Genomic DNA, 13,856 nt, shown 5'->3' with positions numbered 1-13,856 from the left:
GCAGCGGTTTCCGCAGCCGCCGGGATGATGGACCATCACTCGGTTGGCCTGAGTTCAGACTCAGAACCAGACAAAAAGGGCGATTAGCACAGCGGTAGCGCACTTCCTTCACACGGAAGGGGTCACTGGTTCGAATCCAGTATCGCCCATTTTATTGATTCGCTCAGCATCCTTTGGCTGGTTGATTTCAGAATCAGCTGGCAGATTTTCATGTCATTGGGCGACACTTTGTCAAGCCATTGTGCGGCACTATCTCCGGCCGGGCGATCAGCAGATTCTGGGTAGCAGTTCTCCGCTCAGCGGTCTGAGCACGCGGCTGCTGCCGTAGGCGGTACGCAGCAGCACCGGGGCCTCCCCCCGCTCGGGCAGTACCGAGCCGATCCAGCCGCCGCCCCAGGCCTCCAGCAGGGGTACCACCCGATCCATGTGCTCAGCTGGCACCACGGCCAGGAAGCGTCCCTCATTGGCCAGGTGCAGGGGCTCGAAGCCCAGCAGGTCGCAGCAGCGGGCCACCGGCTCGATCACCGGGAGCCGCTCCTCCTCGATCTGCAGCGTCAGCCCGGCCGCCAGCGCCAGCTCCTGCAGGGCGCTGGCCAGACCACCGCGGGTGAGATCCCGCAGGCAGTGGATCCCCACACCCCGCTGCAGCAGCTGCTGCACCAACGGCCAGAGGGGAGCGCAGTCGCTCAGCACCGGAGGATCGAGCTGCAGCCCATGGCGGGCGGCGAGGATCGCCACCCCGTGCCGGCCCAGATCCCCACTGACCAGCAGCTGATCCCCGGCGGCAATCCGGGAGGGATGGATTGCCTGCGGCGCCTCCACCACGCCGATGCCGCTGGTGTTGATGAACAGGCCGTCCGCCTTACCCCGCTCCACCACCTTGGTGTCGCCGGTCACGATCGTGAGGCCGCAGGCGCGGGAGGCGGCCACCATCGAGCCCACGACACGGCGCAACAGGCTCAGTGGCAGCCCCTCTTCCAGAATCAACGCCACGCTCAGGTGCAGCGGACGGGCCCCCGCCATGGCGAGGTCGTTGGCGGTGCCGGTGATCGCCAGGGAGCCGATGTCGCCGCCGGGAAACTCCAGCGGCTGCACCACGTAGCTGTCGGTGGTGAAGGCGAGCTGCCCCGGGGGAAGGGTCAGGCTGGCGGCGTCGTGCAGCAGCTGCTGCGGATCAGCGTAGAGGCGCCGCAGCTCCTGGTCGATCAGCTGCTGCATCAGGGTGCCGCCACCCCCATGGGCCAGCCGGATCCGGGCGTTCTCCTCCATCCGGCTCAGTTGGGGCGGTAGCGGTGGTAGGCGGCGCAGGCCCCTTCACTCGACACCATCGGGGCACCCAGGGGATGTTCCGGGGTGCAGCTGCTGCCGAAGGCAGGGCAGTCGCAGGGGCGCCGCACCCCGCGCAGGATCTGGCCGGCGATGCAGACCGGTGGGTGCTGCGGCTCCTGCGACTCCTGCGGCTGCTGCGCCGCCGAAGGCTGGGGCTGCTCGAGCAGCTGCGGCCGGTGATGGCCCACCTCCAGGGCGGCATAGGCCGGGCGCAGGGCCAGTCCGCCGGCCGGGATCACCCCCAGGCCGCGCCAGGGCTGATCCACCACCTCAAACACCGCCTCGATCAGCTGCTGGGCCTCGGGATTGCCCCCCTCCAGCACCACTCGCCCGTAGGCGTTGGCCACGGCGCTCTCGCCGGCCTCCAGCAGCTGGACGCAGCGCAGGATGCCGGCCATCAGCTCTACGGGTTCAAAACCGCTGATCACCACCGACACTCCCTGTCGCTGCACCAGCCCCTGCAGCTCCGCCGTGCCCATCACCGCCCCCACGTGGCCCGCCGCCAGAAAGCCCTGCACCTGGTTGTCGGGGCCGTTCAGGATCGCCTCCATGGCCGGAACCACACGCACATGGGCCGGCAGCAGGGCCAGATTGGCCAGCTTCAGGGCCGTGGCCTGGCGCGCCAGCAGGGCCGTGGCCGGGGCGGTGGTCTCGAACCCCACCGCCAGAAACACCACCAGTCGATCGGGATGGGACTGGGCCAGAGCGATGGCCTGCAGGGGGCTGGTGAGCAGGCGCACGTCACCGCCGGCGGCCCGCACACCCAGCAGATCATCACCACTGCGGCTGCCGGGAACGCGCAGCATGTCTCCGTAGGAGCAGAGGATCACCTCCGGCTGGCGCGCCAGATCCAGGGCCGCATCCAGGGTGGCCGCGGGGGTGACACAGACCGGGCAGCCCGGACCGTGGATCAGGCGGATCCCTTCGGGCAGCAACTGATCCAGGCCCCAGCGCACGATGGCGTGGGTCTGGCCGCCGCACACTTCCATCAGGGTCCAGGGCCGGGTCGCTGTGGCCGCCAGTTGCGCGGCCAGGCGCTCCACCGCAGCCGCGGAGCGGGCGCGGTGGTGGCCGTCTGCAGAACGGGCGTACCGCCTGTCGGCTGCCGGAACGGTCGTGCTCACCAGGGCCCCGGTGCCGCAGCGGCCGCGGCCGGGCGGAAGGTCTGCACCGCCAGCATGTAGTGAGCTCGCTCGAATTCGCTGGGGTTGGGGCAACGGCTCTGGCTCATGCAACCGATCAGCTCGCGCACGGAGCCATGGTCGTGCTCCGCCAGCCACTGGCGCAGCTCCTCCTCCAACCCGGACAGGCGCTGGGGGCCATGGCGCAGCAGCGCCCCCACCACCTGGGTGACGCAGGCGCCCGCCATCAGCAGGCGCACCGCATCGGTGCCGCGGTGTACCCCGCCGCTGCCGGCCAGATCGAGCGGTTCATGGCCGTGCAGCAGGGCGATCCAGCGCATCGGCAGGCGGAGATCGTGGGGGGTGGAGAGCAGCAGGTTGGGGCGCACCTCCAGGGTCTCGATGTCGATGTCGGGCTGATAGAAGCGGTTGAACAGCACCAGGCCATCGGCGCCGGCCTCGCGCAGGCGCCGCACCATCGCGGCCAGATTGGTGAAGAAGGGGCTCAGCTTCACGGCCAGCGGCAGGCCCACCTCGGCGCGCACTTCCCGCACGATTTCCTCCACTTCGGCTTCGATGGCGGCGCTGGAGAGGAGCGGATCGGTGGGCAGTGCATAGATGTTCAGCTCGATCGCCGCCGCCCCCGCCGCCTCCATCCGCCGGGCAGTCTCCACCCAGCGGCCGGGGTGGGTGCCATTGAGGCTGGCGATCACCGGAATCGACAGATGCTGACGGGCCCAGTCGAGATGACGCAGATAGAGAGCATCACCGTCATGGCTGATCGCCACTTCCGGCACATAGCTCAGTGCTTCGCCGTAGCTGTCGCTGCCCAGCAGCAGGTGGCGGTGCAGATCGAGCTGCTGCTGTTCGATCTCCTCCTGGAAGAGGGAGTGCAACACGATCGCGCCGGCTCCGGCCCGTTCCAGGGCCAGCAACACGTCCGGATCCTCGCTGAGGGGGCGGGCCGCCCCCACCACCAGGGGGCTGCGCAGCTCCAGGCCGAGATAGGTGGTGGACAGGTCGGGGCTCATGGCTGCACCTCCGGCTCAGTTGTGGCCACGCCGGCCAGGCTTCGATAGAGCGCCCAGCGCTGATCGACATGGGCCTGGGCCTGCCGTGCCAGTTGCCGTGCCCGCTCCGGCTGGCTGTAGCTGAGCATGCGGAAGCGGTTTTCCGAGGCCATCACCTCAGCCAGGGGCCGCCGGGGGCTGGGGCTGTCGAGCTGAAGGGGCGTCTCACCCCGCTCGCTGCGGCGGGGGTCGTAGCGGTAGAGCAGCCAGCGCCCCGCCTCCACCAAGGCCCGCTGGTGCGCCATGCCCTGGGCCATGTCGATGCCGTGGGCGATGCAGTGGGAATAGGCGATCAGCAGTGAGGGACCGGGATAGCTCTCGGCCTCGAGGAAGGCCCGGATCGTGTGCTCATCGCGGGCCCCCATCGCCACGCTGGCCACGTAGACGTTGCCGTAGGTCATCGCCATCAAGCCCAGATCCTTCTTGGGGGAGGCCTTGCCACCGGCGGCGAACTTGGCCACGGCACCGGTGGGGGTGGCCTTCGACATCTGTCCACCGGTGTTCGAGTACACCTCCGTGTCCAGCACGAGCACGTTCACGTCGCGGCCGCTGGCCAGCACGTGATCCAGACCGCCGAAGCCGATGTCGTAGGCCCAGCCGTCGCCCCCCACCAGCCAGACGCTGCGCTTCACCAGGGCATCGGCCAGATCGAGCAGGCGACGGGCGCGCTCCTCACCGGGGAGGCGCTCGAGGCGGTGCTGCAGATGGCGCCGCAACTCCTGCACCCGTTGGCGCTGGGCCTCGATGCCGGCCTCATCGCTCTGGTCGGCCTCGCGCAGGGATTCGGCCAGCGCTGGCGGCACCTGCCCCTCCAGGAGGTCCAGGGCCATGCGGCGTTGCTGGTCGATCGCCACCCGCATGCCGAAGCCGAATTCTGCGTTGTCTTCGAACAGGGAGTTGCTCCAGGCCGGACCACGCCCGGCGGCATTGGCGCTCCAGGGGGTCGTGGGCAGGTTGCCGCCATAGATCGAGGAGCAGCCCGTGGCGTTGGCCACCACCATGCGATCGCCGAACAGCTGGGTGGCGAGCTTGAGGTAGGGGGTCTCGCCGCAGCCGGCGCAGGCCCCGGAGAATTCGAACAGGGGCTGCTGCAGCTGCTGCTGGCCGATCTTGTGGAGGTTGAGCCCCTGCCGCGGCACCTCGGGCAGGGAGAGGAAGAAGTCCCAGTGCTGGCGCGCCTGCTGCCGCAGGGGCCGCTGCGGCGCCATGTTGATCGCCTTGCGCCTGGGCTCGCTGCGGTCGCGAGCCGGGCACACCGCCACGCAGAGGGCGCAGCCGGTGCAGTCTTCCGCGCCCACCTGGATCGTGAAGGCCTGCTCAGCGAAGGCATGGTCGCGGGCCGGGGCCTGGCGGAAGCCTGCCGGAGCCGCGGCCAGGGCCTCGGGCACCACCACCTTGGCGCGGATCACCGCATGGGGACACACCATCACGCACTTGCCGCACTGCACACAGAGATCGCTCTCCCAGACCGGCACCTCGGCGGCGATGTTGCGCTTCTCCCAGCGGGCCGTGCCCACGGGCCAGGTGCCGTCGCAGGGGAGGGCGCTCACGGGCAGGGTGTCCCCCTGGCGCTCCAGCATCGGCGCGATCACCTGCCGCACGAACGCGGGTGCTGCTGTCAGGCGCTCCACCAGGGACGGGGTGTCCGCCATGGCCTGGCCCGCCGCCCCGACGGCTAGGGCGGCGTCGAGTTGCGCATCACTGGCTTCGGCGTCAAAGCCTTGCCAGTCGAGCGGCAGCAGGTGATCGAGCGCCGCGTCCAGGGCGCGCAGGTTCATGGCCACCACCGCCTCCCCCTTGCGGCCATAGGACTTGTGGATGGCGGTGCGGATCCGTTCGATCGCGGCCTCCCTGGGCAGCACTCCGCTCAGGGCGAAGAAGCAGGCCTGCATCACGGTGTTGATGTGGCCGCCCATGCCCGCCTCCTGCGCCACCCGATCGGCTGCGATCACCCAGACCCGCAACCCCTGCCGCCGGATCGGCCGCCGCAGGGAGTCCGGCAGGCGCCGCCAGGTCTCCTGCGGATCGAATGGACTGTTCAGCAGGACGGTGCCGCCAGCCTCGATGCCCTCCAGCAGGGCGAAGCGACCGACGAAATCCCATTGGTGACAGGCCACCAGGGTGGGGCGCTGGATCAGGTAGGTGGAGCGGATCGGCCGCGGCCCGAAGCGCAGGTGCGAGACCGTGACGGAGCCGGATTTCTTGGAGTCGTAGACGAAATAGCCCTGGGCGAAGAGATCGGTGCTCTCGCCGATGATCTTGATCGTGCTCTTGTTGGCGCCCACCGTTCCATCGGAGCCGAGGCCGTAGAACACGGCCCGCACCTCCCGGCTCGCTGTGCCGCGATCAGCTGTCTCGCTGCTGGCCCTGTCGCTGGTGCCTTCGCAGACGAACTCCGGATCGATCGGCAGGGAGCGGTGGGTCAGGTCATCGGTGATGCCCACCGTGAAATGGTTCAGGACAGCTGCGGTTCGATCAACGGTCGTTGGATCAACGGTCGGCGCAGCCGCTCCCCCGGCCGCAGAGACGCCTGGAGTGGTCGCCAGCCCTGTGCCTCCTGGCAGCAACAGGGCCAGATGGTCAACCACGGCCTTCACCATCGCTGGGGTGAACTCCTTGGAGGAGAGCCCGTAGCGGCCGCCCAGCACCCGTGGCGCCGGCCGATCGGGATGGAGCAGTGGCCAGGCTTCGGCCAGGGCGGCCAGCACATCGAGGTAGAGCGGCTCGCCGCTGGCGCCCGGATCCTTGCAGCGATCCAGCACCGCCACGGCCTTCACCGTGGCCGGCAGCGCGGCCACGAAGGTGTCCGCCGCGAAGGGTCGGAACAGGCGCACCTTGACCAGCCCCACCCCGCCGGCCGCAGGGTCTGAGCGGTTGAGCCACTCCAGCGTTTCGTGGGCCGTTTCGCAGCCCGATCCCATCAGCACCAGGACGCGCTTCGCATCGGCAGGCCCCACATACTCAAAGGGCGCATACCGGCGTCCAGTGAGGGCCGCGAACCGGTCCATCGCCTCGGCCACCAGCTGCGGGGCGGCGTCGTAGAAGCGGTTCACCGATTCGCGTGCCTGGAAATACACGTCCGGGTTCTGGCTGGTGCCGCGGATCACCGGATGGTCGGGGCTGAGGGCCCGGGCCCGGTGCTCGGCGATGGCGTCGTCGGGAATCAGCTGCCGCAGCAGGGCATCGTCGATCGGGGCGATCTTCTGAATCTCATGGGAGGTGCGGAAGCCGTCGAACACATGCAGGAACGGCAGGCGGCTGCGCAGGCTGGCGCGGGCGGCGATGGCGGCGAAGTCGCCGGCTTCCTGCACCGAGGCGGAGCAGAGGATGGCGCAGCCGCTGCCGCGGGTGGCCATCACATCGCTGTGGTCGCCGAAGATCGACAGGCCCTGCGCCGCCAGGGAGCGGGCGGCAACGTGCAGCACCACCGGCGTCAGCTCCCCCGCCAGCTTGTAGAGGTTGGGGATCATCAGCAACAGCCCCTGCGACGCCGTGAACGTGGTGGTGAGCGCGCCGGCCTGCAGGGCCCCATGCACCGCCCCGGCCGCTCCCGCCTCGCTCTGCAGCTCCACCACCGTGGGCACCGCCCCCCAGAGGTTGGGACGCTCCTCATTCGCCCAGGTGTCGGCCCATTCGCCCATCGGTGAGGCCGGCGTGATCGGATAAATGGCGATCACCTCGTTGAGCCGGTAGGCCACCCGTGCCACCGCCTCGTTGCCATCCACCGTGATCCTGGTGGCGACTGGGGTCTGGGTCATGGCTCGTCCTCCGCAACGATGCTCAGGGCCAGCCCCACATGCACCAGCACCTGATCGCCGACCCGGGCCTGGGGCAGGCAGGCCAGGCTCACGGCCTGACGCACCCCGCCGAAATCCACCTCCGCCACCCGCCAGAGCGGATCGCCGCCGCCGGAGAGATCAGGGGGCGCCGCCGGCTCCACCGCAGGCGGCCGGTGGGTGATCGAGAGGATGCGACCAGGCAGGGCCAGGCACATGGGCGTGCTGCACGCGGTGGGTCGGCTTCGATTCCGTTGTAGCCATGGCGCTGGAAAGGGCCCAGAGCTGCCCCAGGGCAAGGCCGCCGTCGTTGCAGGGCACGGATTCAGGGCTGAAGGGTTCCAGGCCTGCGGCCCGTAGGCCGGTGCGGCAGCCCTCCAGCAGCAGGCGGTTCTGGAAGCATCCACCCGCCAGCACGACCCGCTGGCAGCCCCAGCCGGGTGCGGCCGCCTCCGCCATCGCCACCAACCCCGCGATCACGGCCCGATGGAATCGGGCGGCCTGGACGGCGCCTGCCCCAGGGCAGGCCTGGAGCGGCAGCTCCTTCAGCAGGGCCTCGAGCAGCGGCTGCCAGTCGAGCCAGCCGAGCGGCAGGCCCGCCGCCTGCGGGGCCGGTCGCAGCGGCAGGGGATAGGCCGGCTGTACGGCGCCGGGGTCTTCCTCCCGTAGTTCCGAGGCCCGGCCCTGCAGCTGCAGGCCGCCCTGCCCCTCGTAGCTGAGCACCTGGCAGAGGTCGAGCAGGGAGGCCACCGCATCGAAGAGGCGGCCGAGGCTGGAGCAGCGCGGGCTGTTGCAGCCGCCGGCGATCGCCTGCACCAACAGGTGCCAGTCCGCCGCCGTGAAGGCCGCCCGGCAGGCCGCGCCGCCGCTGTGCGCCAACGCGGCCGGACCCGCTGCGGCCAGCAGGCCAAGTGCCGCCCGGCGCGGCTCGGCGCTGGCCCGATCTCCACCGGGCAGGGGGAACGGCCGCAGGCTGGCCAGTCGCCGCCAGCGCAGCAGCGGTTCCGCTGGATTCCGGGCCGGTTTCCCTGCAGGATGCAGCCCAGGCTTTGCGGCCGGATCGATCGCAGGTCCACCGGCTTCGAGCAGCAGCAGTTCGCAGCCCCAGAGGGGCGCTGCAGGCGCACTGCCGGATGCGGGCTCGGAGCCTGATCCAACCCCGAGGCCGAGGCCGTCGCAGACCAGCAGCAGCAGCGGCGCCTGCTCCAGGCAGGCCGCCAGGCCGTGTTCGGCCACCACCGCCAGGCCATGGGCCAGATGGTGCGGCACCGGGCACAGCCGCACGCTCTCTGCCAAGCCCTGGTCCGGTGAGGCCGTAGCCACCAGATCAGCGGCGATCTGGTGGCTGCGGTAATCCGGATGGCTGTCGCAGAGGAGCGTGAGCGGCGGCCCCTTCGACGCCGGCCGGACGCTCACCATCTCCGCCGCCGCCTGCCGCAGACGCCGGCTCTGGCGAGGATTGTCGAGATCGCCCAGATGGGGTGCCAGCCACACCTGCCCGTCCCTGGCGAGGGCCGGCGCACATTTGAGATCGCCGCCCAGGGCCAACCGCACCTCCCCTATGGCCATGGGTGGCGTTGCCGTGATCGGCAGGGCTTCGGGGGCGTAGCCACGGCCGCGACGCAGCAGCACCGGTCGGCCCTCGATCAGCTGCAGCACCGAATCGTCCAGGGGCCGGACGATCGGCCGGTTGTGCACCAGGAAGGCATCGGCGATGCCGGCCAGCCGGTCCACCGCCTCAGGAGGCGCGATACAGAGTGGCTCGCCACTGCGGTTGCCGCTGGTGGCCACCAAGGGTTTACCGAAGGCCGCGGCAAGCAGGTGGTGCAGCGGTGAAGCCGGCAGCATCACCCCCAGGCACGGACTGCCCGGCGCCACCGCCTCGGGCAGCGCTGGTTCCTGGCGGCCACTGGCGTGGGCCCGGCGGCCCCCGTGGCGCCGCAGCAAGACGATCGGGGCCGCCGCACTCTCCAGCACCGCCCGCTCCGCTGGTGTCAGCTGAACCAGGGGCTCGATCCAGCTGGCGGAGTCCACCAGCAGGGCAAAGGGCTTATGGGGCCGCTGTTTGCGTTGCCGCAGCCGCTGCAGCGCCGCTGGATCAGTGGCGTCCACCAGCAACTGGAAGCCCCCCACCCCTTGCAGGGCCAGGATGCCGCCGCGGCGCAGCACCGCCACGGCAGCGGCGATCGCACCGCTGGTTCCCTGACATCCACGACCTGAATCCTCCGTGGGTTGGCTGCCATCGGCAGGCCAGAAGGCCAGCCGGGGCCCGCAGGTCGGGCAGCCGGTCGTTTCGGCATGGAAGCGGCGGTCGCTGGGGTCGTCAAACTCCCGCTGGCACGCCTGGCAGAGCGGAAAGCCGGCCAGGGTGGTGTGGGCACGGGCGTAGGGCTCGGCGGTGGCGATGCTGTAGCGCGGCCCGCAGGCGCTGCAGCTGATGAAGGGATAGCCGTGGCGGCGGTTGGCGGGTTCGTTCAGCTCCGCCAGGCAGGCGCGACAGGGGGCCTGGTCGGCGGCCAGGGCCGGCGCGAACAGGCTCTCCTTCAGCCAGTGCGGCGGCTGATGCCCGAGCCGGATTCCCCTGGGGTCGCAGCCTGGTGCGGGGGGCGGGCCCCAGTGGGGTTGAAGCGACTCCAGGCGAGCCGGCGCGGGTAACTCCCTGGGCAAGATTTCCAGAAAGCGCTCCAGCGCCGAGCGACAGCCACTGAGCTGCACCACCACCGCGCCGCTGTGGTTGTCCACCACGCCACAGAGATCCAGGGCGGTGGCGAGGCGGTGCACGCAGGGCCGGAAGCCCACCCCCTGCACCACCCCGTGGCAGTGGAGGGTGAGCGTGGCCTCAGGGGCGGGCGCCATGGAGCCGGGCTGGGGCCGTGCCGGCAGACAGGTCAGCGCCCCATGGCACAGAAGAACCGCGCAGGGCGGCCAGCAGAGCGTCGACTCCGGCGCCCGTCCGCGCCGAGACCTCGAGCACGGTTGCCGCCGGTGCCACCTGGCGGATGTGGCGATGCAGCAACGGCAGGTTCACCCCCACTGCTTCCGCCAGATCGATCTTGCTGATCAGCACCAGATCGGCAGCCACGAAGGTGGCGGGGTACTTGAGCGGCTTGTCCTCCCCCTCGGTCACCGAGACCAGCACCACCCTTAGCTGCTCGCCCAGGTCGTAGGCGGCGGGGCAGACCAGATTGCCGACATTCTCGATCAGCAGCAGCTCAAGCGTCTCCAGCGCCAGGCCATGGAGGGCGCGGTGCACCATGGAGGCGTCGAGATGACAGGCCTGCCCGGTGGTGATCTGCACGGCGTCGAGGCCGACGGCACGGAGGCGCGTGGCGTCGTTGTCGGTAGCGAGATCGCCCACCACCACGGCCATGGGCACGGCGCTGCCCCAGTCACGACCGAGCCGCTCGAGCAGGGCCGTCTTGCCGGCGCCAGGGGAAGACAGCAGGTTCACCGCCCGCACACCGGCTTGAGCGAACCATTTGCGGTTGGCAGAGGCCTGGGCATCGTTACGGCCCAGCAGCCGAGCAGTTAGCGGCAGGGTGACCACCGAAGGAGCAATCAGCGCCTGGGTGCCGGTGCCGATCTGGTTGCAATGACAGTCAAGGCACATGACTCAAGACTCCGCACTCCATCACCGGAAGCTAGGCAGGATGGAAGGGAACGACAGCCCATCTCATCGTGGAGGGAGGCGTCTCGGCGACAGCTTCGACACCATTGACCAGCCGCGACCAGCTGGATGTTGGCAGTCAGCGAGGGCGACGGTTGCGGTTGGGTTCCAGTGGGCTGAAGTCAATTTCATCGACTGCCGTCGCCATGGCATTGGCCTCAAGACACGCCGGCAGGAACATATACCAAGAGAGCAGAGAGGTGCACTGCTCACTCCCCTCGCACCGCAACTCGGCGCAGACATTCTGAACACCGTCGTAACCACCAAGCCGGGCGAGCCGGAAGTCCGTGGGGAGAGTGGCCAGGATTCCAGCGGCAGAGATCTCGCCATCAGCGGCATCAGCGAGAATCGCGGAACGCAGGGCTTCAACGCGATGTTCGCTCAGGCTGGCGTAAGGGATGTAGCTACGAGTCTGATTCTTGAGAAAGATCACACCGGGCTCGGAGTTGAGGAACCGGGCAAGGCCTGCGACATCGACCGAATAGAGACGAAGGAAACCGGCACGAACCTCGTCCGCCGTCCATCCAGACTTGCGCACAAGGGAGGCAATGCCGCGATCCGAAGTCCGGCCATCCTTGAGAAAAGTCTCAAAGTCTTCGCGGTCACTGCTCCATACCCCAGAGCCAGTACTCAGGCGAACAGGCACGCCAGAAAGGGCCGGACTTGCAGGAAAGTAACTGGCAACGACGAGTAGAGTTGCAATCCAGAATCGCGAGCCGATCACAGAGGAGAGTCAAGAGCGCTGGTCTACCTTTGCACAAAATTAGCCAAGGGCAACCCCGTCCCTGGAGCGCCGCAGCGATTCTTGTGACTTGGCAAGCCCGAGATCTGGGCCGTCGCGAACGGGTCGGTCAACGATCTGAATCGTTGTTGAATATGGGCATTGACTCAGAGGATTCAATGCTCTTCACGGAGCCTGATTGATTCGCCCTTTTGATCATCGGAACAAATCTGGCTGGCATCTGACTCTTCTGCTCTCTCGATGTTGCCATACTGATGCTGTGGTCTCCGGCACAGCGGCCTGCTTCGTCTGTATCAGTGGGCATGTTTATCGTTGCCAACATGTGACTTCCTCTCAAGGCACGGCTGTGTTCAGAGAACGTCCGCGTCCGCGAAATCGCTGGCTGGCAGTAACGTCTAGGTTGATGATCTATCCCTTGGCGCCATGGTGCTCAACCCCTCCCGATTGCGGGTGATCGCCGTGGGCAAGATCCGTAAGCCCTGGATTCGCGAAGGATTAGAGACCTATCGCAAACGGCTGCCCGGATTGGTGATCCATGAAGTGAAGGATTCGATCCCCGCCCGTGAGCGGGATCAGATCCTCGCGATCCTGCAACCGGAGGAAATCATGGTGGCTCTCAGTGAAGAGGGCAGCGCGCTGGATTCCATCGCCTGGGCCCATGGTCTCGATGCCATGGCCTCGGGCCGGATCGCTTTCGTGATCGGCGGAGCCTTTGGACTGGATGCTGACCTGAAGGCAAGGGCGCACAGGATTCTCAGCCTCTCGCCGATGACGTTTCCCCACGAGCTGGCACGACTTATTCTGATCGAGCAGATTTATCGTGCCCAGAGCATTCTCCAGGGCAGTCCATATCACAAGGCCTAGCGTCCAAGCTTCTGGACGTTGACCTTCACGACAGCCGGAAGTCATCCACTGCGAAAGCCTGGGGGTCGATCCCCGCCCGTCCCATCACCCTCAGGCCTGGCCGACCCAGAGGGAGTCGAAGAAGAGTGGACGACATTCCGGCCATCAAGGACGTGGGGGTGGGGGTGCTGCTGCCGATAGGGTCGCCATGGTGCAATCGCCCCATCCTCCATGCGGCAGCCTCTGCGTCGGTTCCTGTTTCTGTTGCTGGGCGGACTGGCGTTGCTCGGTGGTGTTCAGCTCCAGCGACGGTTTCCTCACCACCTGGCGGCCATGGTTCCCGAACCAATGACGGACGTGACAACAGAGGATGCCCCCCCGGCTGTTGCACTGCCGATCGATCCTGCCCTGCCCCGGGCGGCGGATGGCCGCCACTACCCCCTGGTTCCGGAGACCCCCCAGGCGCTGGCCGACCTGTTGATGGCAGTGGAGGTGGCCCTTCGTTCGGACCACACCGATGCCTCTGATCTCCCGGCACTGGGCCATCAACAACAGGTCATCTACCGCACCCTGTCTCACCAGCCGCAACGGGCCGAGGCGGTGCGGAATCGACTCAGCGCCGATTGGCGAGGTGTGTTCGATCACCACCTGGCGGCGCGGCGCGAGTTTCTGGCCATGCACAGCGGGGGCCGCGGCTCGGCCACCTTGCCGGCCTGGCGGATCATTGCTCCGGAGCCGGCGGAGGCGCTCTTGCGCTACTACCGCGAGGCGGAAGCCGCCACGGGCATTGAGTGGGAGGTGCTGGCGGCTGTGAACCTGGTGGAAACGGGAATGGGCCGGATCGATGGGATCTCCGTGGCCGACGCGCGGGGCCCGATGCAGTTCCTGCCCACCACCTGGGCCGAACCCGGGATCGGCAAGGGTGACATCCGCAATCCCCACGATGCCATCGGAGCGGCGGCCCGCTATCTGGTGCGCCGCGGTGGCCTCAAGGACATTCGTCGGGGGCTTTGGGGGTACAACAACAGCGACAACTACGGGCGCGCCGTTCTCCACTACGCCGCCCTGCTGCGCGACGATCCGCGCGCCTTCACCGGTCTGTATCACTGGGAGATCCACTTCAATTCCGCGCTTGGAGATCTGTGGCTTCCCGTGGGCTACAACCAGACCCAACGGCTGCCGGTGGCCGCCTATCTGCGCCAGATGCCAGCCAGTGCCCCGCCCTTGGGCAGTCAAACCCATGGGCAGGGAGTTCCCCCAGCAGCGAGGCAGCCGTGTTGCGGACAACCGTGATCCATCCTGCCGAGC

10 protein-coding genes and 1 tRNA gene are annotated in these 13,856 nt (G+C 68.5%); 3 read left to right on the top strand and 8 right to left on the bottom strand.

All coding sequences use genetic code 11. From position 1 onward, the window contains the following. Nucleotides 1-77 precede the first annotated feature (77 nt). A tRNA-Val gene (locus tag H8F24_RS10985) sits at nucleotides 78-149 on the top strand. 118 nt (nucleotides 150-267) lie between these two features. Here H8F24_RS10985 and hypE read toward each other — a convergent pair. The 8 genes from hypE to H8F24_RS10945 form a co-directional block, all read right to left on the bottom strand. Then, on the bottom strand, nucleotides 268-1,269 hold the full coding sequence (gene hypE, locus H8F24_RS10980; protein WP_197169687.1) for a hydrogenase expression/formation protein HypE: 1,002 nt from the start codon (nucleotides 1,267-1,269) through the stop codon (nucleotides 268-270). 5 nt (nucleotides 1,270-1,274) lie between these two features. Next, nucleotides 1,275-2,372, bottom strand: a complete 1,098-nt coding sequence (gene hypD / locus H8F24_RS10975) for a hydrogenase formation protein HypD (RefSeq protein ID WP_370594825.1) — start codon at nucleotides 2,370-2,372, stop codon at nucleotides 1,275-1,277. A 77-nt stretch (nucleotides 2,373-2,449) separates the two neighbouring features. After that, a complete protein-coding gene (locus tag H8F24_RS10970) occupies nucleotides 2,450-3,481 on the bottom strand; it encodes a dihydroorotate dehydrogenase-like protein (RefSeq protein ID WP_197169685.1) in 1,032 nt (343 codons plus the stop codon). Continuing rightward, nucleotides 3,478-7,278, bottom strand: a complete 3,801-nt coding sequence (nifJ, locus tag H8F24_RS10965; RefSeq protein ID WP_197169684.1) for a pyruvate:ferredoxin (flavodoxin) oxidoreductase — start codon at nucleotides 7,276-7,278, stop codon at nucleotides 3,478-3,480. The genes H8F24_RS10970 and nifJ overlap by 4 nt, the downstream gene beginning before the upstream one ends. Then, the gene (locus H8F24_RS10960) at nucleotides 7,275-7,460 is read right to left on the bottom strand and encodes a HypC/HybG/HupF family hydrogenase formation chaperone (protein WP_370594744.1); all 186 of its coding nucleotides are present in this window, start codon (nucleotides 7,458-7,460) and stop codon (nucleotides 7,275-7,277) included. The genes nifJ and H8F24_RS10960 overlap by 4 nt, the downstream gene beginning before the upstream one ends. Next, complete coding sequence (locus H8F24_RS10955; protein WP_197169682.1) at nucleotides 7,438-10,152, bottom strand: carbamoyltransferase HypF; 2,715 nt, start codon at nucleotides 10,150-10,152, stop codon at nucleotides 7,438-7,440. Before H8F24_RS10955 ends, H8F24_RS10960 begins: the two co-directional genes overlap by 23 nt. Further along, complete coding sequence (gene hypB / locus H8F24_RS10950; protein ID WP_197153907.1) at nucleotides 10,136-10,906, bottom strand: hydrogenase nickel incorporation protein HypB; 771 nt, start codon at nucleotides 10,904-10,906, stop codon at nucleotides 10,136-10,138. Before hypB ends, H8F24_RS10955 begins: the two co-directional genes overlap by 17 nt. A gap of 136 nt (nucleotides 10,907-11,042) precedes the next feature. After that, on the bottom strand, nucleotides 11,043-11,687 hold the full coding sequence (locus tag H8F24_RS10945) for an alpha/beta hydrolase (RefSeq protein WP_231597752.1): 645 nt from the start codon (nucleotides 11,685-11,687) through the stop codon (nucleotides 11,043-11,045). 441 nt (nucleotides 11,688-12,128) lie between these two features. Between H8F24_RS10945 and H8F24_RS10940 the strand changes: the two genes are divergently transcribed. Then, on the top strand, nucleotides 12,129-12,569 hold the full coding sequence (locus H8F24_RS10940) for a 23S rRNA (pseudouridine(1915)-N(3))-methyltransferase RlmH (RefSeq protein ID WP_197153906.1): 441 nt from the start codon (nucleotides 12,129-12,131) through the stop codon (nucleotides 12,567-12,569). 210 nt (nucleotides 12,570-12,779) lie between these two features. Continuing rightward, on the top strand, nucleotides 12,780-13,841 hold the full coding sequence (locus H8F24_RS10935) for a transglycosylase SLT domain-containing protein (RefSeq protein ID WP_370594743.1): 1,062 nt from the start codon (nucleotides 12,780-12,782) through the stop codon (nucleotides 13,839-13,841). Nucleotides 13,842-13,856 lie beyond the last annotated feature (15 nt).

This window comes from Synechococcus sp. CBW1002 (genome assembly GCF_015840915.1).
GTDB lineage: Bacteria > Cyanobacteriota > Cyanobacteriia > PCC-6307 > Cyanobiaceae > CBW1002.
This window is presented reverse-complemented; position numbering and strand designations above follow the sequence as displayed.

Excerpts from the sequence above, each read along its gene's own strand:
- hypE (WP_197169687.1), bottom strand. The coding sequence starts at position 1,269 with ATGGAGGAGAACGCCCGGATCCGGCTGGCCCATGGGGGTGGCGGCACC.
- nifJ (WP_197169684.1), bottom strand. The coding sequence starts at position 7,278 with ATGACCCAGACCCCAGTCGCCACCAGGATCACGGTGGATGGCAACGAG.
- hypB (WP_197153907.1), bottom strand. The coding sequence starts at position 10,906 with ATGTGCCTTGACTGTCATTGCAACCAGATCGGCACCGGCACCCAGGCG.
- H8F24_RS10940 (WP_197153906.1), top strand. The coding sequence starts at position 12,129 with ATGGTGCTCAACCCCTCCCGATTGCGGGTGATCGCCGTGGGCAAGATC.
- H8F24_RS10955 (WP_197169682.1), bottom strand. The coding sequence starts at position 10,152 with ATGGCGCCCGCCCCTGAGGCCACGCTCACCCTCCACTGCCACGGGGTG.
- H8F24_RS10935 (WP_370594743.1), top strand. The coding sequence starts at position 12,780 with ATGCGGCAGCCTCTGCGTCGGTTCCTGTTTCTGTTGCTGGGCGGACTG.
- H8F24_RS10970 (WP_197169685.1), bottom strand. The coding sequence starts at position 3,481 with ATGAGCCCCGACCTGTCCACCACCTATCTCGGCCTGGAGCTGCGCAGC.